This is a genomic window from Sporosarcina sp. OR05 (genome assembly GCF_041414805.1).
GTDB classification, from domain to species: domain Bacteria; phylum Bacillota; class Bacilli; order Bacillales_A; family Planococcaceae; genus Sporosarcina; species Sporosarcina saromensis.
In genome coordinates, this window is sequence record NZ_JANKJL010000013.1 from 49,574 (window position 1) to 72,031 (window position 22,458).

The 22,458-nt window shown below is 39.7% G+C and carries 20 protein-coding genes; 2 read left to right on the plus strand and 18 right to left on the minus strand.

What is annotated here, in order from left to right; genetic code table 11:
- Positions 1–6: 6 nt before the first annotated feature.
- From NRI27_RS15210 to NRI27_RS15225, 4 genes are all read right to left on the minus strand, one after another.
- The gene (locus NRI27_RS15210) at positions 7–1,056 is read right to left on the minus strand and encodes an S-methyl thiohydantoin desulfurase family protein (RefSeq protein ID WP_371391498.1); all 1,050 of its coding nucleotides are present in this window, start codon (positions 1,054–1,056) and stop codon (positions 7–9) included.
- A gap of 13 nt (positions 1,057–1,069) precedes the next feature.
- Positions 1,070–2,638: an OPT/YSL family transporter gene (locus tag NRI27_RS15215; RefSeq protein WP_371391500.1), complete on the minus strand. Its 1,569-nt coding sequence runs from the start codon at positions 2,636–2,638 to the stop codon at positions 1,070–1,072.
- Entirely contained in the window at positions 2,635–3,285 is a 651-nt protein-coding gene (locus NRI27_RS15220) for an aspartate/glutamate racemase family protein (protein WP_371391501.1), read from the minus strand. Before NRI27_RS15220 ends, NRI27_RS15215 begins: the two co-directional genes overlap by 4 nt.
- 235 nt (positions 3,286–3,520) lie before the next feature.
- Entirely contained in the window at positions 3,521–5,095 is a 1,575-nt protein-coding gene (locus NRI27_RS15225) for a PucR family transcriptional regulator (RefSeq protein ID WP_371391502.1), read from the minus strand.
- A gap of 402 nt (positions 5,096–5,497) precedes the next feature.
- On the opposite strand from NRI27_RS15225, the gene NRI27_RS15230 reads away from it, so the two are divergent.
- On the plus strand, positions 5,498–6,742 hold the full coding sequence (locus tag NRI27_RS15230) for an IS4 family transposase (RefSeq protein ID WP_371391503.1): 1,245 nt from the start codon (positions 5,498–5,500) through the stop codon (positions 6,740–6,742).
- A gap of 280 nt (positions 6,743–7,022) precedes the next feature.
- Here NRI27_RS15230 and NRI27_RS15235 read toward each other — a convergent pair whose 3' ends face one another.
- From NRI27_RS15235 to NRI27_RS15270, 9 genes are all read right to left on the minus strand, one after another.
- On the minus strand, positions 7,023–7,835 hold the full coding sequence (locus NRI27_RS15235) for a hypothetical protein (protein WP_371391504.1): 813 nt from the start codon (positions 7,833–7,835) through the stop codon (positions 7,023–7,025).
- 631 nt (positions 7,836–8,466) lie between these two features.
- Complete coding sequence (locus NRI27_RS15240; protein WP_371391505.1) at positions 8,467–9,054, minus strand: CPBP family intramembrane glutamic endopeptidase; 588 nt, start codon at positions 9,052–9,054, stop codon at positions 8,467–8,469.
- Positions 9,029–10,318 carry a YcaO-like family protein gene (locus tag NRI27_RS15245; RefSeq protein WP_371391506.1) on the minus strand — a complete coding sequence of 430 codons (1,290 nt, stop codon included), beginning with the start codon at positions 10,316–10,318 and terminating at the stop codon, positions 9,029–9,031. Before NRI27_RS15245 ends, NRI27_RS15240 begins: the two co-directional genes overlap by 26 nt.
- The gene (locus NRI27_RS15250) at positions 10,308–11,255 is read right to left on the minus strand and encodes a hypothetical protein (protein ID WP_371391507.1); all 948 of its coding nucleotides are present in this window, start codon (positions 11,253–11,255) and stop codon (positions 10,308–10,310) included. The genes NRI27_RS15245 and NRI27_RS15250 overlap by 11 nt, the downstream gene beginning before the upstream one ends.
- A 2-nt stretch (positions 11,256–11,257) precedes the next feature.
- Positions 11,258–12,124 carry a SagB family peptide dehydrogenase gene (locus NRI27_RS15255; RefSeq protein ID WP_371391508.1) on the minus strand — a complete coding sequence of 289 codons (867 nt, stop codon included), beginning with the start codon at positions 12,122–12,124 and terminating at the stop codon, positions 11,258–11,260.
- The gene (locus NRI27_RS15260) at positions 12,121–12,420 is read right to left on the minus strand and encodes an LlsX family protein (protein WP_371391509.1); all 300 of its coding nucleotides are present in this window, start codon (positions 12,418–12,420) and stop codon (positions 12,121–12,123) included. Before NRI27_RS15260 ends, NRI27_RS15255 begins: the two co-directional genes overlap by 4 nt.
- A gap of 106 nt (positions 12,421–12,526) precedes the next feature.
- Positions 12,527–12,661, minus strand: coding sequence for a listeriolysin S family TOMM bacteriocin (locus NRI27_RS18050; protein ID WP_450097603.1), 135 nt, complete (start codon positions 12,659–12,661; stop codon positions 12,527–12,529).
- A gap of 42 nt (positions 12,662–12,703) precedes the next feature.
- A complete protein-coding gene (locus tag NRI27_RS15265) occupies positions 12,704–13,480 on the minus strand; it encodes an ABC transporter permease (RefSeq protein WP_317946003.1) in 777 nt (258 codons plus the stop codon).
- The gene (locus NRI27_RS15270) at positions 13,477–14,337 is read right to left on the minus strand and encodes an ABC transporter ATP-binding protein (protein WP_317946005.1); all 861 of its coding nucleotides are present in this window, start codon (positions 14,335–14,337) and stop codon (positions 13,477–13,479) included. Before NRI27_RS15270 ends, NRI27_RS15265 begins: the two co-directional genes overlap by 4 nt.
- A gap of 785 nt (positions 14,338–15,122) precedes the next feature.
- On the opposite strand from NRI27_RS15270, the gene NRI27_RS15275 reads away from it, so the two are divergent.
- Positions 15,123–16,415, plus strand: a complete 1,293-nt coding sequence (locus NRI27_RS15275; RefSeq protein ID WP_371391510.1) for a Na+/H+ antiporter NhaC family protein — start codon at positions 15,123–15,125, stop codon at positions 16,413–16,415.
- A gap of 363 nt (positions 16,416–16,778) precedes the next feature.
- On the opposite strand, the gene fic is transcribed toward NRI27_RS15275, so the two are convergent.
- The 5 genes from fic to NRI27_RS15300 form a co-directional block, all read right to left on the minus strand.
- A complete protein-coding gene (fic, locus tag NRI27_RS15280) occupies positions 16,779–17,393 on the minus strand; it encodes a protein adenylyltransferase Fic (RefSeq protein WP_371391511.1) in 615 nt (204 codons plus the stop codon).
- Between the two features lie 920 nt (positions 17,394–18,313).
- The gene (rlmD, locus tag NRI27_RS15285) at positions 18,314–19,678 is read right to left on the minus strand and encodes a 23S rRNA (uracil(1939)-C(5))-methyltransferase RlmD (RefSeq protein ID WP_371391512.1); all 1,365 of its coding nucleotides are present in this window, start codon (positions 19,676–19,678) and stop codon (positions 18,314–18,316) included.
- Positions 19,679–19,824: 146 nt separating this feature from the next.
- Entirely contained in the window at positions 19,825–19,953 is a 129-nt protein-coding gene (cydS, locus tag NRI27_RS15290; RefSeq protein ID WP_317946011.1) for a cytochrome bd oxidase small subunit CydS family protein, read from the minus strand.
- Between the two features lie 12 nt (positions 19,954–19,965).
- A complete protein-coding gene (locus NRI27_RS15295; RefSeq protein WP_317946012.1) occupies positions 19,966–20,991 on the minus strand; it encodes a cytochrome d ubiquinol oxidase subunit II in 1,026 nt (341 codons plus the stop codon).
- Complete coding sequence (locus NRI27_RS15300) at positions 20,988–22,334, minus strand: cytochrome ubiquinol oxidase subunit I (protein ID WP_317946013.1); 1,347 nt, start codon at positions 22,332–22,334, stop codon at positions 20,988–20,990. The genes NRI27_RS15295 and NRI27_RS15300 overlap by 4 nt, the downstream gene beginning before the upstream one ends.
- Positions 22,335–22,458: the final 124 nt, after the last annotated feature.

The window sequence follows — 22,458 nt, forward strand, 5'->3', positions numbered from 1 at the left end:
TCCTTTTCAAATAATACTTTTATTCACAATTGGTTCAATTGCTTGCAGTAGTTTCTTATTGGACATCGTAGAACTTAGCTTCAAGTATTCTTTCGGAACTGAGATGACTGCGATTGCAAGACCTTCTTTTAACTCCGCACTCACTAAAGGCATTCCGGTTTCCGCATCGAAAGTCATGATGAGATCTGGAAACGTCCCTTTTCGTTCTCCATTCATTTCCGCTGTCATATATTCGTTCCAAAATGTCAGCTCCAAACTGTCTACTTGAACGAATCCTACGTCAAACCCTTTGATAGCCTTTAATTCAAAGCTGCTGATGGTGCCAGAATGAATGACGCGTCCATGCAAATGGGATGCAACAGCTTCAATTCGTTCCGGTCCTTCGGGTACAGAGAAGAATACGTCTCCGAGTTCAATTGCTTGTGTAATTCCTCCGACAGCAGCATGCTCTTTTACATACTCTACGGACACGGGATTCCGGCAAACGGCAACCATACCACCCGCCTCGACGGAAACGGAACGAACTATATTGGAGGAAATATCAAGCGTACTGGTCACTACCCCTTCCACTTCCATTGACCCTTTTCCACCAGCGAAAGCCTGAATCGATTGATACCCTTCGACTTCCGATAAATTCAAGGAGCCCATGGAACCGGTCGGATGCGCTCTTCCATTACACGGTGCATCGAGGAAAGGAAGTCCTGTTGCAGCGGCTTGAAGCCAACCATTAATTGTCGTTGCTGCTCCATTTTCATTTGTCATCAACGCTTGAATCGGTCGATCAAATTCCTGTTGCATCCGCTCTACAGTTGAAATGAGTTGTTGACGGTCTGTATATGCCGCCTTTGCAGATGGGGCTCCGACAAGTGAGACACATGCCACATAATCCGTATCCTGCAATTCGTCTACTGTGATGAGCTCAGGTGCCCCGATTGCAAATGCCTGCTCGGTCTTCGCAAGGCCATCATGAATCCAGCCACCCCCTCCTCCACCTAAAATACAGCCTCCATACACGGCTTTCATTGCATCTACTTTTGTCAGTTTTCTTCTTGTCATACTAAAACCTCCATTATTTCGCTTTCCATAAAGAAGTGAAGAAGCTATAAATTGCATCCCCTGCGATAAACCCAGCGGCCATCGTATACATCGCATTTTCCGCTTCCTGTCCTTTTACTTTCAAAACGATGAAACGGATTACTATCCCCGCAATAACAGCCCATCCGGCAATCGGATTTACAATTAATAGCCCCGTCGCAAACAAAATCCCCATCTGACGCTTAGGTCCACCTATTAACTGAATGATTGCTCCAGGAATGGCCCATAACAGCAAGAGCATACCAATGTTTCCACTCAACCCACTGTCGATAGTCGCAGCATACACATGATCGACAGGAGGAACGAGATTTTGTGAGAAAAAGGAATTATGGAACAAAGAAACCATGGCAATAGCGACTCCAAAACCGATTAATGAACTTTTCAATTGCTGTCTTCGGCCAAATAGTTCCATCGCCATCTTTTGGTCTTTCCGTAAAATAGCGCCGGATTTGAAGTCATACCCCAAATCTGCAAACGCCGGTCCTGTTGCCGCTGTAAAACCTGTTAATAACGCTAGAGCAACAGGCGGGAAGCCAAGCAGCATACCGAGCAGCAGCGAAATGAGCGTGACAGCAAATGCTGGAAACCAGCCGGAATGCATGGCAGCAATCCCGACAATAATCTCACTGGCAAGTGCAGCAAAGGCAGCAAAAACAACAAACATGACAATCTGGAACACAGACATGTCGCCAATAATTCCGCTTATGACAGCTAAAATGGCAGCCGCTAGCAAGTAAAGAACAAATCCAATTCCAAACCCTTTCTTGATATCAGCGTCAGTACGTGAATTGATATGCTCCCCTTCTTGAACGTCGCCTGGGTTCTTTTCTTTCCTTGACTTAACAAGCACTAAAATGAATTGCAATAAGGCAACGGTTCCTGCCCCGATCATCATGCCGTGGGGGATATAATACGCATTCAAGTCAACACCGAACAATGAATCTGAGTAGCCTCGAAGCAACAAACCGATCCCGAACATGAGCAAAGCCCATATGTTTCCGATAAAGGCAACTCCGAATGCCGACATGGCAACGCCAAAATGTGAACCGACAATCCCGCCTACAATCCCAATCCCTAAGAATTTAGCTTTGGATCCACCTTCATCCCCAGCCTTCAATGCCTCAGCGGTGGCAACGCCAGGCGGCCATGTTTCATCTGATGAAAACAACTTAGAATCAAATACCTTATACAAGATGAAAACATCAACTAATAGGGCAAGTCCCGAACCGATCAACATCGGAATAATTAGTTCCGGCATTCCCATAACAAAAGGAATTCCGATGGGAATCAACAAACTGTTCGCAGCCCCAAACGTTGCAGCTGAGATTGATGTTTGGATTAAGTTCTGGTTTTCGATCGAACGGTATTTGTAAAACATCTTCATCGGAATCCGAGCGATCAACATTGCAATCAATGCCCCGACAATGGAAGTGTTGGGCGTGATCCCCAATGATGTAATCAGTTGCATACCGATTATTGCGCCAAAAACGGAAATGATGATTGAAAATACGATGAATGGAAAATCAAATGTCTTAGTGTTCATCCTATCTCCTCACCTCTTTTCATGAGTTCGTATACTTTAGCTTGTGCCTCCACTAAGTCAATTACTGGAATATCGATATGTGTAACCAAGTAATCTTTCAACCTGATTGTGGAAAAGCCTGTACAAGCGAATAAAATAACATCAGCCCCGTCAGCGATAGCGTCCCGAGCTACGGCAAGCAACTTCTCTTTCGCATCCGGCGACACTAAATCCGTTGTTTTTCGTAACGTCGGATCAAACCGATACGAATGGAATCGATCTTCTAATCCCTTTTCAATCGTTAGTAGAACTTGGTCCGTAATCCCAATGACAGCAACGCGTTGACCAATCAGACAAGCCGCCATGACACCACAGGCACCTGCACCCAATATCGGAAAATCAGTCAAAGCCCTTAATTCGTCAAGTCCGGGGTCGGCAGCGCAACTAATTGTGATGGCATCAATATCCCCCCGTTGCATGAACTCATCGGCAAGAGCGATGATTTTAGGAATGGCAATCGTTTCCGACTCATCATCATAAATACCGTTTGGTTGGTCTTTGATACATTTTGTAATTGTCTTTACTTGATGGGTTTCCCACATTCGTTTTCCATGTTCGAGCAACACGTTATCGTCATCCGTCGTGAGCACTCTAATTATTCCTAACATTCCAATCACTCCTTTTAACTGATTATAAATATTTAAATTATTCTTTGTAATGCAAGAAGTGTGAAATAATAAGTTCAAACTTTTGCCCATCTTTTCTATCATCAGATGACTACACTTGGAGAGAGTCACTAGACTTATGTAAATCGTGATTGCCAAATCCATATAAAAAAGTCGATGAGAAGATAGTCTTCTCATCGCCCTTTTAAAAATATCATTTATTGACTTGTACAAGCATTCATCCTGATAATTGCTTGATTTTCAAACAAAATTGAAGGATAAATCTGCTCTCTGCATCATCCATATTCACATTCAGCAATTCCTCTATCTTCTGCAATCGATACGTAAGCGTCCGCCGATGTATGAACAGTTTTTCAGAAGTCTTGGTCGCATTTCCATTCTCATTCAAATACATTTGTAATGTATCCAAGAGTTCTTTATTCGAGCCTTGCAATAGAGGGCTTAACAATGTATTCGCATAGTTTTGTACATGCTCATCAGCCGTCAACCCAATTAGGATTTCATAGATTCCTAATTTATCGTACGTATAAAACGTCTCGTCCTGCTGTAATTTACGGCCGATCTCCATCGTTTTATCAACTAAGCGGATAGCATCGTCCAACAGCCGGCTATGTCCTAATAGCGGTCCCGCCGCAACAAATAGGTCATCGTATACTTCGTTCACTCGTTTACTTAACTGTCCTATTATCATTGAATACTCGTCTGAATTACACTTGACAACTGCATAGAAGTGATAATACTTTTCAAAGATAATGACTGAACGATCCACTAATAGACCAGTAAGCAAGGCATGCAACTCTTTTAAGACGAGGCAAGAAGGATCGAGTAAATAGGGAGATGAAGATATAAGTTTTTCTGTCCAATTTGCTTGAAAACGTATGACAAAGTATTCTTCTTCATCCTGCCCGCGAGACGAAAACTCTTCCAATTGCTCCAAATGCTCGATCCGCTTTTTCTGCAAATACAACTGCTCATTCATGAACAGTTCATTCAGCTTCGCAACCAACGTCTTCAATTGACTGGACGACATGTGAATCGAATGAAGTCTTTCAACATATGAAATGTGAATCGTAGCAAAAACTTGCTGATTGGATACGAGCGGCAAAATGAGACAATCACGGAAGCCTTCTATTTTAAGAATTGTCCGGTCCCGGGTCGCTAAACTTATCTTCCAATCATCCAGCACTTCAGAGTAAGAAGGATATTCCGGCTTTGAGAAGAGTGCATCGGACTTTCTCCAGCCGTTCGGAAGAAAGTCTTTTGAAGAATACATAAGCGCCCCTTCCATATCCTCTATATAAACAGGACTGCCAACGATATCATTTATTTCATCCAATGCTTCCGAAAGGGATGCGTGGCTCTTTGACTCAAATTCAGCAAAAGGATTGTTCACGCTATCCACTAATTGTTTTTCTTCATAGAGCTTCTCATATAACGGGGTAAGCACATTGATATACGAAACGCTCTTCGGAATAACGATAATCGGAAAATCCTTCTCATTCGCAATCGCTATCATATCAACCGGTATCGAATCGACAAAACGGCCCAGCTTGATCACAATCCCGGCAGCTTCCTTATCAATTAACGTCTGCACAATCTCCACTTGCTTCCGTTCATCATGCCGAATGGAATAAAACGCAGTCATTACGAGGATGCCTGGCGTCACCCAACTTATCACTTCGGGAACCTCCATCACTTCAATAGAAGTGATTTGACGACCTACCCCTCCATGCCCGGCTACAATCGTACTATTCGCCAATTCACCAATCTTTATGGCTTCTCTAACATCCACGTCTCCCCCACCTCTCCATCGTTACTTAAAAAGATATTGTTCCTATCATAGCATTATTTTGCTAGCCCCTGTAGAGGGGGAATGTATAACATTTTATTCAAACTAAAAAAAGAATTGGGGGAGATGGATAGAGCGTCTAGTGGGGGACTTGTACTAGATTACAAAAGAATCAAAAGAACTGTATTCCTGTGTGAAGAATTCGTGCATATGCACATTACTTTCATTTAAAATAATTTTGTCGGTGCCTATGCCATAAACCACTAGCGTTGCACCACAGTAAAAAAATAGATGATTTATATAAAAGCTACAATAAAAGACTTGAAGAACGACAAAAAAACTCCTAATGTAGGTAAGGAAGCGACGACTAAATCAGTTCCCTTACACTACAAAAAGGAGTAAGCCATGAAAAGTGTAAACCCTAATTTAGTCTTTCGTCAACTCTTATCCAATTTACCAGATAGTATTTTAGCTTGTCCTTTAATGAATGGTACGAATAAAATTACTGACTTCTCAATCGTAAAACTCTTTATTATGGCGAATGTTGCACAATGGCATAGTCATCGGGACATTGAAGCAGGAATCCAGTCAGACGAGGCATTTAAGAAAGAGCTTGGAATTGATTTTATCAGCTATTCTACAATTAGCCGTCGTCTGAATGGATTAGATACTGAACACTTAGTTGATCTCTTTAACCGTATTGCACGAAGGTATTGGCAAGTAAAAGGAGTAGCTAAAGGAATAAATTCTAATGTTGGAGTACTAAAAATCATAGATGCAACGTATGGGAAATTACCAAAAAATGCGTTAAACTGGACTGCAGTTTCTAAGGACTCTTGCGGCATTAAATTGCATATACGGGTCGCTTTAGCCTCTGCAAATAGCGTCTATCCAGAGAAAATGATTCCTTCTACTGGGAATATAGCGGACTCCGACGCTGTCAATCATATTATTGATGCTGATGGCGCATTATATGTCATGGATCGTGGCTACGCCCACAAGACAAAGATGGGCGGCTGGATGGAAAGAGGCGTTCAATTTCTCGTGCGTACGCGCAAGAATTTCCGAATGGAAACGCTAAAATCAGAAACGCCAACGCATGATAAGGTCCTTCGCAATGAGTTGGTTTCGATACTCACGCGCGAAGAACCACTGCGCTATATTGAGTTTGTAGATGACAAAGGAACTCACTTTCATCTAGTAACCAATCGATTGGATCTGACTGAAGAAGAGATCATGGAAACGTATAAAAACCGTTGGTATATTGAGCTTTTCTTTAAGTGGTTAAAGCAGCATGTCAAGATTGATCATTTGTTTAGCACTTCTCCAGTTGGCATATGGAACCAGATGTACATTGCGCTCATAACAGTGGCATTGGCAGAAATCCTGCGACTCATTCATATGCCTAATCGAACACTTTGGACACTCTTTAGAAACGTCAGGTTGTATGTGTTTAAAACGATTAGAAAACTGTTAAACTACGTCAACCGAAAGCTCAGAAAGAGTAAAGGAAGGCAAAAAGTGTCCAAGGAAGAAGAGAAACCAATAAATTATGGTGAAGACTCTGCCATTGTCGACCCGATAAATAAAGAACATTTCATCAAAAAAGAGAAGAAGTTAAAAGCAACAAAGAAAAACAAAGCTAAATAAATTAAATTACAAAAAAAGGGAACTGATTTAACTGTAGACCCCTGTTCCCTTTTTTAAATTTTACCGGAGTACCATAATGTAAAAATATAGATTTTAATGTATTTAGTGTAAACTATGCAACGCTAGTGGTCGCACAGACATACAGATCACTTCCTTGTCAAGGTTAGTCTCACTTAACATATGCCTGATGGGTGTAATTGTGTTAAAAAAGTATTGGATTACAAGCTATTTCAACTCTATCAATCTCACGCGCGTCGTGAACTATAACTATACTTATTTTCTACGACGTCCATTCTCCATGAACAATCGATACCAAATATAATACACCATTGCTTTCTTGAAAAACCAACCGCAAACTTCTCCAATCCACGCCATCATGCTGTGGGTCGAATCCTGTAAAATGAAATTCAATATACGCCCCATCGGGATATTCTATAGCTACATTATCCATCATGTTACTCTTTCCGATTGGTGTATTAACACCGATTATATGTGCATTTAAATAATCCTCATCATAAATAAATCGATTATAGTAATCGTTAAAGACAAAATTAATCGTATCACCTGTTCCGTCAAATGTCCCCCATTGATACACGGTATTGTCTTGAGTTAGATTGGCTACTTGTTGTGGTGTGAATACTTGGTTATTTGGAATGTCTACAAAGAAATATGGAGTAAATCGAACTCCTTTACTAGGATGAATGTGGTTAGATAACTCATTAAAATCTTTGTCCTTAATAAGTTGAAGCACCTCAAAAGATTTACTAAGGATGTTTTGTTGCTGAGCTGTAGAATTCATACTTTTTATCTTGTCATGTAAAGTGCTATTCTCTTTTTTCAGCTCTTCTATTTCAGCTTTTAGTTGTTCTTCTAACTCGTTTATAGACGTCTTGCTTTCATCTACAATCGCCTCTTCTTCGCTCTCCTCATCTAGCTGTTCATCAGACTGAGTACTATCCTGAACATTAGCCTGTTCACTTTCTCCTAGACTCTGTTCAATGACATCTTCATTGGTATTTTCTATTCTGCTCTCAATTTTCTCACTATTGCAAGCTGCTAAGAAAAACAAAATAACAAAAGCCCATGTAATCAATATCGTTCTATTCCTCTTAATATAATCACCCTTCCTCCCAATTGTTAGCTGAATACAGCATTCCACTTCTCCCCAATCGCAAAAATATCTTACACTATATATATACCTCCTCATACTTTTCATGTTCTTTTTTCACAGTAAATTTTCTTCTTTATTCTCAATAAATATAGTTATACTACGCCACTAAACTGATTATGTACCTGTTACTGTAATGATATGGTGGGAGCTTACATCTTTTTAATCTTGCCATCATGAAAGAAACCTTATTTTTAAGTTGTCGACATTTTTTATACAGTACTGGGGATGTTATGATAAAAGATTTTAAAGCTACGTATTGTTTTCAATAAAAAAGAGTAACCATCCTTCAACTACCAAAGTAGTTGAGGTGGTTACTTTTCACCGGCTTCCAATTAGCCAACGCACTTCATGCGGAGTTCAGCTACATGGTCTAGGTGTTGATGTACCCCTTCTAATTGAGTTTATGCTTAGTTTACCTTCGAACTGTTCTCATCCTGTATCTCCTCTACTGTTCTAATGCCGTATCATCCATGTGTAGGAGAGGTTGAAGGGTATGGCTAACAATGCCAGAGAATAATGCTAGTACATGACATGCATGCATTGACATCTAATACTATGTCTGAAAGCCTTTGTAATGGTGGGTGTATTTAAACAAATACACAAGCACATTAAATAGAACATGCATTAGAATGACTACAAATAGATTAGTCGTGTATACATAGACGGTTGCCAACATAATCCCTACTATTAATTTGTAATAGCTTTTTGCTTTGAGCTGAAAGTAGTGAATAAATGTGAATGTCAAAGACGAAAAAGTTATATAAAATAATGGCGGAATTTCGTGAGCTGTAAGCAACTCATACATCACAAAACGAAAAATATATTCTTCTAATATCGGGATAAGGATAAGCGTTTGTAAAAGAAATTTCTTCTCTTTACAGGCTTTAAAGAAATACTTCACGCTTTTCAGTTCGAGAATTACTTGCATTGATGGAATGGCGATACACAAACATATTAGTAATAGAATACGCATATCCCGGACAAATAAAAAACTAAGAAAGATCGAACTTAGTAGCGCATATACAAATTTATCGGTTGTTCCTTTCTGTACAATTATTGTTTTATCAAAGAGTAAATAAAAAATCCCTGGAAAAAAGATGAGAATGGTAACAATTCTATGGAAGAGGATGGACCAGATCATTTAAAATGCCTCCGATGCCATTGTATCTTGGATGATATTTTTGTGGAAAACTCGGTGTACACAAAGGAAGTAATTCTGGTATAACAACTCGGGTAATTACTTGTTGAGACCCTAAGAAGTCAGAAGGTGTAATGTTTAAAAATGCTGCATATTGACTGAAGGATGGAACGCTCTTTACTAAGTCTTTAAGATTTTCGCTCCTTTGGCTTGCTGGTAATGTACTTTCTCGGAAGGCTAGATTTTCCGGCTTTCCCTTTCGAGCATAAAAAAGAACATTGTCATCAAGGTTATCAAAAACTGTTTGATTCAAAACCGAGTGGAATGTCTCTGCATGCGTCCAACTCGCATTCATATTATATTCAACGATGGCAAGCGTCTCCATCAATGATCGATATACTGCTCGTTCTAACGAATAGGACCCTTGGATCCCAACTGTATATCGAGGCATATAAGGTTGATTCGAGGTTATTTCACACATGACAATCGGAATAGGTTTGTCCAGCGTTATATCAATGATCGAGACATCAAAATAATCATAAAAAGGTGAATCGCCAAGTATCTTATCGATTAACTCTCTCCAATCATCTGTAATATCTTCACACCGCAATCCCCCAAACCAATACAAATTGTATGAGTCCAATTGATAAATTTCAATAATTGCAGCTTCAAGGCTTTGTTCAAATGTCTCATGAGAGGCAGTTCCTGTCGAGACTGCATTCGGAGCTGCAATCTTTTCATCTTTCTTTAAAAAATGAGTCCCTGATACCATTAATTGCATTGGAATATAAACAAACGTTCCTGGTTCATTCAAAGAATTCATTTTTACCCATGATAGCTCATCTGTAAGCTGTATATAACGACAATCTTGATCGTCATAGAGCAAGTTCACATATTCAAGTGGACATATGAGATCTCCAGTATCCACTTCTTTTTGAAGCGTTTTATAATCTCTCTTTACAACTAAATGCTGAAGCCCTCTGAATTGGGATGCATAAGCAAACCTTTCGGCTGATTCCCCTAAAAACGACATTCTTGTTTCATTATATAACTTGCCATAACCGCTCAAGTGGTAGGTAAAATGGATATCTTGGTCGTAGACAAATTTTTCGAAGCTTGGATAATTAGAAGTGATAAAATGAAAATCCGGCAATGGAAATGAACGGAGTCGATAAAACTTATCTGGAGATTTCCACAGTCCGGTAATTTTCCCGTCGAAATGGCGCATACGATCATCAATATGTTGATCAGTCAATTTAATTTTCATTTGCAAGTAATTCCTTCGTAATATTGACTGAAGCTACATTCTGTTCATCAAAATCGACTTGATGAATACCAGCGCACGTATTACATAGGATTGTTCTTCGATTAAAATCAAAGGAATACTCAAAGTTAGGGAAATAATAATAGAGGACAGCTCCCGTGAGCATAGACATGCCATTTACTTCTGTTTGCTCGATATTTTTCATAATCAACCCTAAACCAACTAGCAATTCTGCACTGGTCACTTCAAAATCATCATAGACAAATTGGGTTTCTGCTTGATAGTGAAGGCGAGACAGAATTTTCTTTTCTAGGCATTCATAACAGCCCGTCAATTTGGGTTCTACGCCAAACAACAAAAAATTTTCATTATCAAATAGTGCCATAAAAAAGCTCTGATCTAAAGCAACCATTAGTTTATTGACTGTTTGCACATTACGTCGTTCATTTAGAGTAGCTATATAATACACCGAGGAATACGACGAAAAGACTTCTCGTGCATTTTCGATAGAAGCATCTACCTTTAAAAAATTTGTATCAGCGCTAAGCAAATCCATATCAGCATCTGAGATGATTTCCGACCTTTTAAAAACGTTACTGCCCGGTACGCTATTTTTGACCATATCAAACACCTGTTGGTCTTCAACCATCACAAGTGTTTCGCCTGATTGAATCTTGTTACGGATGATTCCATAATTGTATAACGTTTTGAAATCATTTTGATGGATATGATTGGATTCAATCGTTACTTCCTCACCATCCAATATCGCTTCAAGAAGTTTGATGAACGTTGGAGAACTGCTCTCTTTATCGATGACCAACTCTGTCTGATGGAGAGCACCTTTTCTCAATATAATTTCCGTACCATTTTTCGTTAGTTGGACGCCTTTCGTTTTCTTATACGTAATTCCTGTCCGTACTTCAATTGGGATGCTTGTCATGTTTATTGCTCCTTTCCAACCATAATGGAATAGATGATATGTGAGTTCACACCATCTAGACCGATTGTTTTTTCAGCGTATTTCTTATCAAATCCTGCTACATCGCAAGAGCTATATCCTACACTATTTGCAACAAGATGAATATTTTGCGCTATCATGCCTGTTTCCACAAAAGCCAACAACATCCCAAGTTCTCCATACTTTAAATAATTCCTGTTAAGCTCGTACGAAAATAGCAAACTCATATTGGCATTCTGAGTATCTATTGGGGCATTTTGATACAGTTCCTCAAGATTACCCGTATAGGTGATCTTTTTTAGCGCATGGGTATAAGGACGATATAAATAGATACCATTCCGTAAGCCTTCAATTGCATTCACAACACAATAGACTGAGATTGGATAGATCCCTCCTCCAGACCCATGGTAACGACGGTAGGAACGATTCCCCTCCGCATCTTTTGAATATCGATTACTAATCCCAACTGAATAGGTGAGCAGTGTAGATAATTCATCCAAATTCATTCTGTAATTGCTGAACGCTCTCGTACTTTGGCGTGATTTTAAAGCCTGGCTGAGCGATCCCCTTACGTTTTTCGGCTTAGGCAATGCAATCATGGATGAATCGTCTTCAACTTCTTCCATACTTCTATGGGCATTAATCGTATCTGCTAATCCTGTTTCATTATAAAAGTTCAAAGAACGGATATCACTGATTCCTATATTGGTCATGCCAAGTAAGTAATTAAAAGCATTCGAATCTGCATAGCCTTTTACGATATTGGCAAATAACTTCGTATTGGATAGGTTGGCAATGTTATTCCTATCCTCATAAACAAGACTGTGAAGATTCATCAATCCTTTGTTCATCGATTGGCACCTCCCTTACTTCGCCGATTACTCAAAATTTCCAAGAAGAAAAACAGAAGAATTCCCATTCCCATTCCGACGAGCGCCATATTAAAGTTATTCGGAACACCACGTGCCGCTGCACCTTCAACTGGTTCAAATCTGAAATATTCCAAACCAAGGATTGTTAACGATTTATCGGTTTCAAGTTTCTGGATATCGACCTGTTGATAGCCATACGTAATGAGAAAGTAAAATCCAACCATCGTAATAATAATGGCCAACACAAAAGAAATTGAAATGCGTTTCATATTCATAGGTTGCACCTCTTTTTTCAATGTAATAATTCCCTTGACCCTTTTCTATAGAAAGAGGGTCAAGGGCCCTGATACCCCTCTGACAAAAATTACTCATGATGAAGAATTAAGACGATGAGCTACAGCAACAAGAGCATGAACAGCTACAACTACAAGATCCTGCAGCATAGTTCAATGCTTGCGTCTGTTCTTCGGTGCTTAGAAAACTATGCGACTGAATCGTGCTAACTTTCACATCCACTTACCTCACCTCCTTTAAATTCACTCTCAACCTTGTACTTATCTATTTTCCTAATGATTGAAAACTATAATGGAATTTAAACGTTTTTCGGATAAGCATATAAATCACTATCCCTATAACAACTAAATAGATCAGCGTCAATCGAACAAACTCTCCTAAAAAAAGGTCAGTAGTAAACCAGATATTGATAAAATCATTCATCAAATATTTCACCGGAAAATAGTTCATCGCATTTTGGACACCTTCCGGTAACGTGTTAAATTCATTGAATCCGCCTGATAGAGCAAGTATGGAAAACATAAGCGCTAACCCAGCAACTTGTACGATTTGTACTCTTTCGGTCAGGAGTCCCAACATCACGCCTAACGACAAAGTAAATATGGCTGCAAGCAAATAGTGTGAGATGAAACTGATGATGGCCAAGCCCCCTGGTATGTTGAGCGAGAAAACAATTTTTGCAAACAAACAGACGAGTACAAACTGGATGATCGCGATCATCATGTGTACGACAACTTTTGAACCAAGGATTGCAAATGGATTGATGCCAAAAAGAAGGTACCTTTCCATCACGCCTGACTCTCTTTCAGCTGTAATTGAGACAGGAAGTGAAACCAAACATAAAGGAATTAACCCAATACCTGAAGCGATCATGATGTATTTATCAGAAAGATGATAACCGTCTCCGATTTCAATGTTTCCAACACTTCCTACTACGATAACCATCATCATAAGGGGAAATAGTATACTAAAAAATAATACGATCGGGATTCGCAGCAAAATGACCTTCAACTCAATCCCTATATAGCGTAAATACCTCATACGATCTCTCTCTCCGTCTGTTGTCGTATATACGTATAAAGCGTCTTAATATCTTTCGGTTTATACGTGAAAGGAATATTGTCATGTCGCAACTTCTCCATGACTTTTTCTTCTTCCTCCTGATTTTTTGTCATAAAGATCTTCTGGGTATCTGTTTGTACAAAACGGAGTGACAAATTCTCAAATGACACATCACGATCAATGCTGATTGCTGAGAAAAATTGATGGGTCGCACATAAATTCTCGATTGTATCGAAGGCTAGCAATTTACCATCATCTAAGATCAATAGCTTATCTGCCAATTTTTCGATTTCTTCAAAGTAATGGGATACAATTAGGAGTGTTTTCTCAGAGGTGAGTGATTGGATGAGCTTAATAATTGAATTTCGACTATCGAAGTCTAAGCCAGATGTGATTTCATCGAATATTAATAGAGCGGGATTGTGGAAAATTACTAGAAAAATCGTCAGTCTCTGTTTTTCCCCTCCAGACAAATAAGAGAGTCTTTTATCTACAAGCTTCTGTAGATTAAATCGCTGTAACCCTTCTTGAATGCGTGAATCTGCTAAAGAACAATTACACACGAGCGAAATGATCTCTTTAACTTTCATTAAATCGGAGAACTGATTGTGTTGCATTTGTATACCGACGTCTTTCGTTTGAATATGCCGATGCACGTTGCCATTGTAATGAATTAAGTTCAGAATTACTCGAATCATTGTCGTCTTCCCTGATCCGTTGCTTCCAATAATGCCGATTTTATCTCCTTTTTCAATCGAGATATCAACGTTTTTTAAATCCAAAATGGTTCTGTCTTTTTTCACCACAGATATTTGTTGTAATTCGATTAGTGGCATTCGTAAAACCTCTTTTCTTATTACTTTGACGAATCATACATGAAGAACTCTCAAGAGAAGTTAATATAAACGAAAATAACTTAAATTCTGATTATTTATAACACAATTATAGATACAAGGTATTTACGATGTCAACACTATTTTCATTAGGTAAAAAGCATTAAATCCATTACGAAATTATAACATTTCCAATCTACCAATCTTTATACCTAGCGAATTTTTCCAAAAGAATTTCAGATATTGGTCTTCGTTCGACAAGTTTTTACTCTAATTTTAAATCTCTACTATTAATTATTAACATAGCCTTCCAATACAACTGACTAAGATTGGATTTTTTAAAAAAATAGTTTAGGCGCAAATTACTATTACTAATTCACCGTTCACAGTTGAAAAAAACACAAAAAGGTTCCAGATTGCATTCAAAAACGGACACATTCCCAATACTTTTTCATTCATGCTCACATACTTAAGTAGAGTAGGAAAATCTTACACCTACACAATACATATACATTCATGTGAGACTTCCAAAATACATTATTTTTATATCATCCTGAATTAACAATCAAATTGACTCAACATGATTTTTCATATATCCTAAAATTTATTTCATAAAATATTACTGAGGGTTGGGCAAAATGAACACTTTACAATGAAGTGATACGTATCATGCTCTGACCCACAAATAATCCAGATAATTATTATGCACGCTAGTATATGTGGTGCCTCTTCTTGTTCATTGTAGAAGAGGCCTTTATTTGTAAGTTAGCTGAGGAAAGGAGGAAGAAATGCAAAAAGGAAATCCGTGGGCATTGATTCCATTTGTTGTTTTTCTATTATTATTTATCGGCTCGGGAATTGTATTAAATGACTTTTATGCATTTCCTGTAACGGTTGCCATTTCAATTGCTAGTGCTGTTGCCCTCTTCATGAACCATAAAGAAACGATGACCAAAAAAATTGAAGCCTTTACGACTGGCGCTGGGAATTCGAGTGTCATGTTAATGGTCATCATTTTCTTACTAGCCGGGGCATTCTCGGAATCCGCCAAAGGAATGGGCGCGATTGAAGCAACGGTCAACTTTGCACTATCTATCTTGCCACAAAACTTATTAGTTGTTGGCCTGTTTATCATTGCTTGTTTTATCTCTTTAGCAATGGGCACTTCAGTTGGAACGATCGTTGCCCTCGCTCCAATTGGTTTAGCGATTGGGGAGCAAACAGGACTTTCAATACCCCTATTAATGGCAACTGTTATTGGTGGGGCGATGTTTGGTGATAACTTATCATTCATTTCGGATACAACGATTGCATCGGTGCGCTCACAAGGCGCCGAAATGAAAGACAAATTTAAAGTAAACTTTCTTATCGTTATGCCTGCAGCAATTGTCACTTGTGTTCTGTTAGCCTTTTTGACGCTGAATTCCTCAGCCAACGTGACACATGCGAGTTTTGAATGGTACAAGTTAATTCCTTATGTATTCGTTATTGTTTTTGCTTTAATCGGCGTCAATGTCTTTACCGTATTAGCAAGCGGAATCATCCTCGCTGGAACGATCGGCTTACTAGATGGCAGTTATGAAGTGATGACATTTATCGGTGCAATCGGTGACGGCATGAGCAATATGTTTGAGATGGCCTTTTTAGCAATGTTAATTGCCGGTATGGTTGAGGTCATTAAGCATAATGGCGGTATTGATTTTATCGTACATATTGTCACGCGTAAAATTAAGTCACAAAAGGATGCCCAATTTGCAATAGCAGGTTTAGTTGGTTTAACCGACCTTTCAACCGCCAATAATACGATAGCCATTATGATTGTTGGACCACTAGCCAAAAACATTGCCGACCAATACGCGATTGAGCCACGTAAATCAGCAAGCCTTATCGACATTTTCTCATGTGTGGTTCAAGGAATCATTCCGTACGGCGCACAATTTCTAGCCGCTGCTAGTATCGCTGGCATTTCTCCGATATTAATCATGCAATACTCCTACTACTCGCTTTTAGTCGGCGTATGCGGAGTCATCGCAATCCTAATCGGTTATCCTAGAATGAAAAATAAAACTATAAAATCGTAAACGCGCTATTTGTAGTATGATTAATTACAATATGAAAAGCTGTGATGAAAATCCTAAAGACGAACGGATTTTCATCACAGCTTTTTTCATTCCAGCAGATTACCTTCAACCACGCGACCGCTAGACTAGTCAATTCGGATTACTTGCTACATCAAGTACATTATTTTCAATTAAATATTGTTCAAGGTTTTCTGACAAGTACCCGTAAAACATAAATCCAACATATAATTTTTGTATTCCACAGCATCCATTGTGCGCGCAATTCATTTGCCATCGCCCAAAGTTCACTAGTCACTGTTTGAAGATTATTACTCATTCTTCTCATATCTTTTCATGATTCAAATTACTTTATACAAACACCTTTTACTCATATAAGAGATTTTTCGTCTTATAAACGTAATACCCCTCATAATGATAACTTGCATCGATACCTTTCATATAAACTTCACGGTCATTGATCTTATCCGTTAGGGCTGCTTTAAGGAGAGCCTTGATTTCAACATCTTTAATAGGACTTCTTTCCATTGCAAGAAGGTAATCTTCCTTATCGACTTGACTCCACGCGACAACCTGCCTTATTTCCCTTTTCAGTATGTTATCAAGCCATATTCTTGCGCTTCTTCCATTGCCTTCTCTAAAAGGATGCGCCACATTCATCTCAACATATTTTTCTATAATCTCATCAAAAGTTGATTGCGGCATTTTTTCGATATTTTCAAGGGCAACCTTAAGGTACATAACAGGTGCGAAACGGAAACTACCCTTTGCAATATTTACATCACGTATTTTTCCAGCGAAGTCATAAATATCTCCAAATAGGCATTTGTGAATTTCCGATAAAGTATTAAATGTTCCGGTCTCAAATTCGTCTAACAAACCCGATTCAAACATTTCAAGGGCTTTTTTCTTGCTTATTTTTTCTTCAACACGTGCAAGCTCTGAGGAATCAGTAATCCCTAATTTGTTTTCTAAAGTCATAACTTAATCCTCCCAATAAATAAACATCTGTTGAAATGAAGATTTTTTCTGTTCCTGTAAGTGATTTAACTTCCTCTGAAGAAGGGTGAAGTTTCATCTACTTGTATAAAGAAGTTACCAACTTTGATGTAGCTTTATTGTATAGTGGTCAAGACAATGAAGCTAGCCATGTTACGCAAATAAGATACGTTAGGCAATGGAATGTCATTACCGGTACATCCGATATTCTATTTATTATAAGATACATTTAACTCTTTAGCCGTTTTTGTGGTACCAATAGTCCATAGCTTTTCATATAAATCTTGTCTCGAGATGAATAGTATTATCCCTCCTTCATCTTTTGCTTCATTTTATATCACCATAAATTTCTGTCAATTGAAGTTACAGCTAAGCCCATATACGCATCAGATTTTGGTACTTACTCTACGTATGCTCACTCATAAAAAATACTCAAACAGTTTTCGTTTGAGACATAGGATATGTTATAGATATAAAGCATTCAATGATATAATAATGTAAATGATTAACAAGGCGGTGTTTCAAATGAGTGTTAACCGTGAAGAGCTGAAACGACTGGTTGACTATATTCACGAAGAAGATGCAGCTGAGGTATAATGATTTTATTGGTTATCTAAACATGAAACGAGAGTGGGAAACCATTAAACAAATTGATTTGTCTCTCTTTTCCGAGGATAAAGAACTTATCCGTCAAGTTCAAAACAGCCAGAACGATCGATTAAATGGACGGATTTTTGATCAAAAACAGGGACTAAAGTATCTTCAGAATAAGATCATGGAGTCCGAAAGTGAACAAAACCTATAAAGTCTTTTGGTCAAAAAATCCCCCGAACCATTCGTCCGAGGGAACATAAAACACACTTCATATTCAACTGAAAATCGCTGAACCTATTACCACCAAGCTATCTCAACTCTATCAACGCCACGCACTCGACATGACTCGATTGCGGGAACATATCCACCGGCTGCACTTCTTTCGTCCGGTAGCCCCCATCCTCCAATATGCGTAAGTCACGTGCCAAGGTTCCAGGATTACACGATACATACACAACACGTTTCGGCTTGTACTTTAAGATTGTTTGCAACAGCTTCTCGTCGCAGCCTTTGCGTGGCGGATCGACGACTAATACATCGAATCGTTTGCCTTGCTCGTACCATTTCGGAATGACGTCTTCCGATGCGCCTGCTTCGAAGTATGCATTTGTAATACCGTTTAGTTCAGCATTTCGTTTCGCATCCTCGATTGCTTGAGGGACGATTTCGACGCCGTATACTTCTTTTGCTTGTTGAGCGAGGAAGAGTGAGATCGTTCCGATTCCACAGTATGCGTCAATGACGGTTTCATTACCCGATAGCTCTGCATATTCGAGTGCTTGACGATAGAGCACTTCCGTTTGCGCAGGGTTCACTTGGTAGAAGGAACGGGCAGAAATTTCAAATTGGATGTCCCCGATTGTATCGATAATAACCGATTTGCCATACAAGCAAATTGTTTCATTGCCAAAGATGACGTTTGTCTTTTCACCGTTCACATTTTGCATGATGGACGTTACTTCCGGAAGTACGCGTTTAATGACGGCCACAATTGCATCACGTTGCGGTAATTTCTTTTTGCTTGTTACGAGGACAACCATGATTTCTCCGGTCGCTTGTCCTTTTCGTACGACTAGGTGGCGCAACATTCCCCGATGTGTGCGCTCATTGTATGCGTCTACGCCATGGATGAGCATTTCCCGTTTCAACGTAGCCATTAATTCGTCTGCTTCTTCACTTTGGATGATACAGACGTCCGTATCGACAATATGATGGGAGCGCGATCGGTAGAAACCGGCAACCACTTCTCCGTTTCGTTCGCTGAAAGGGATTTGAGATTTATTGCGATAGCGCCAAGGGTCTTGCATACCTTTTACAGGATGTACAGGTACGTCAGGCAGTTTTGCGATGCGGTCCATCACATCTCGGACTTGTTTTTGTTTTTGAAGCAATTGGCCTTCGTATGACAAGTGTTGCAGTTGGCAGCCGCCACATTGTTCAAACACGTGACACGGGGCATCTACTCGCTCAGGAGAAGAAGTCACCACGTTCAACAGGCGTGCAAATCCATAATTCTTCAACGTTTTGCCCACTTGTACTTCTACTTCCTCGCCAGGCAACGCACCATGTATAAAAAGTGGATAGCCTTCCACTTTCGCAACGCCTGATCCGTCATGCGTCAAATCCTCCACATATACGGTCAGACGATCATTTTGATTTACAATAAAAGACATGTTTACTTCCTCCAAATTTCGTATGTACCCAGTTTAGCATGTTTCGCGTAATCTTAACGGAAAATGTACATCTTTCTAATGAAAAAGAGCGGAGGAACTTCATGCGTCCCCCGCTACTTTTTGTACGATTATCAGTTTTGCATTCTTCACTTTTTCGTTCGACTCTTCGTCACCGCACTATCAAGCGGGGCAACGAGAAATGCAACGATAATTGCAAGAATGAGAACGACGAATGGCGCGTAGAAAATGATAAACTCGGATAAGAATTCTGCCATGTTGTTTCCTCCTTACGCGTGGTGATCTTCTTTTCCACGCACATAGTCTTTATTGAACAAGAACAGGCGTAATAGCAGGAAGAGTGATGGGATTAACAAACAAAGCCCTAGAATAAACGCTACTACGAGTGAGATTGCCATTGCCGGATTCGTGAAACTATCGTAAATCGTCAAATACGGATAGAGCAAGTATGGATAATGCGATGCCCCGTATCCGAAAAAGGCAAATGCGAATTGACCTACTAACAATGCAAACGCCCATCCGTATTGCTGTTTCTTCAATAGCAGGTATACCGTTCCAACAAACAGGATGAACGATATGAGGAACATTGGCCAGAATGTCTGGATATTTGCATAGTGGTCGGGATTATGTTTTCGAAGTTCAAAAATAATTCCGCCCGCTGTAACGATTGTTGGCAACGACCATATCAATGCATATTTCCGAAGCAGTTTCGTCGCTTCCCTGTCGCCTGCTTTGTTTGCATACCATGTCAAAAAGACCGCGGATATATAGAGTGTTGCTGCAATACTTAGTACGACAATCGACCACGTCAAAGGACTCGTGAACAGCTCCCAGTAGTCAAGCACAGGATTGCCGTTGACCATTTCGATGAAGCCGCCTTCTGAAATCGTTAAGACAATGGAGAGGGATGCGGGAATGAGTAATCCCGCAAGCCCATACATGAATGAGTAACCTTTATGTCCTCTTGCACCATACGTTTCAAACGCATAATACGAGCCACGAATGGCGAGTAAGATAACCCCGAAACTGACTGGTACTAAAAGTGTCGTTCCATAATAGAAAGCCGTTTTCGGGAAAAACCCGATAATGCCTACGAAGAAGAACACGAGAAATACATTTGTCACTTCCCACACAGGTGATAAATAACGTTGGATAACTTTCGTCAAAATCCGTTGCTTTCCAGTCATCAAACTGTAGGCGTTAAAAAAACCTGCCCCAAAGTCGATGGCACCGACGACAATATAGCCGAATAAAAACGTCCATAAAACAGAGATTCCTAAGATTTCTAAGTTCAATGTACGTCACCGCCTTTTTCGGTATGGCGATCTTCCAGCTCACGTTCTACTGGATTATTACGGAACATCCTTCTTAACACAACGATACTTCCGATACCAAGAACTAAATACAATAAAGCGAACAGGATGAGCATGAGATCCACATGCCCACTTGTCGTTGCGGCATCTTCAACCCGCATGATGTGGCGTAATATCCACGGCTGGCGACCAACTTCTGCTAGCCACCATCCTGATTCAATGGCAATGAATGACAACGGACCGCCTAAAACGATCAACCAACGGAACCACCGCGTTGTAACACTCTTCCAACCGCGTTTAATGCCGATCCAGAACCAAGCTGCCAAGAAGACCATCCACATGCCGATTAATACCATGATGTTAAATAAGTAGTGGATATATAACGGCGGGACTTCATCTTCTGGGAATTGGTCCAACCCGATCACTTCTGCTGTTGGATTGTTATGTGCGAGTAAAGACAATCCAAATGGGACTTTAATGGCGTACTTTACTTCTCCATCATCCATGATGCCTAATAATAGGAGTGGTGCATTTTCTTGTGTTTCAAAATGCCATTCGGCAGCTGCAAGTTTCTCTGGTTGGTATTCCGCCAAGTATTTTCCCGAGAAATCTCCGATCATAGCCGTTCCAATTGCAAAAATGAGACCGACTTTCATCGTAAGAAATAGTGCTTTTTTATGATAAATATGATCTGAGCCTTTTAATAGACGGAACGCTGCAATGGCGGCAAGTACGAAAGCTGCCGTCATGTAAGCTGTAATGACGACATGCGCAACTTTCGTTGGCATTGCAGGGTTGAACATCGCGATGATTGGGTTAATATTCACAAGTTCCCCATCTACAATATCAAACCCTTGTGGAGCATTCATAAATGCATTCACCATTGTAATGAATACAGCAGAGAAAGAAGCGCCAATCGCAACAGGGACTAGCAACAGTAAATGCTTCTTCTGGTTTTCAAAACGGTCCCACGTATATAAGTAAATTCCTAAGAATATCGCTTCAAAAAAGAATGCGAACGTTTCCATGAACAACGGAAGTGCGATGACATTCCCTGCAAGCTCCATAAAGTTCGGCCAGAGCAATGACAACTGCAAACCGATTGCAGTACCGGTTACAACACCGACTGCTACAGTAATGACAAAACCGCGTGCCCATCTACGTGCAAGTAGAATATAGTGCTCGTCGTTTTTTCGAATCCCGACCCACTGTGCAATCATAATCATGAGCGGTACACCCACCCCGATGGTTGCATAGAGAATGTGGAAGGAAAGCGTCAACTCCGTTAATACACGCGAATAAAATACAGCTTCTTCGTTCCCCATCTCGTCCCCTCCTCAGCTTCCAAAAATTCTTCCAAGAATCGAAACTAGCATGATGCCTGCTACAATAAATGCCAACCACATCAATCTTTTTTCATGTTTTTTATACACGAGGAATCCCTCCACA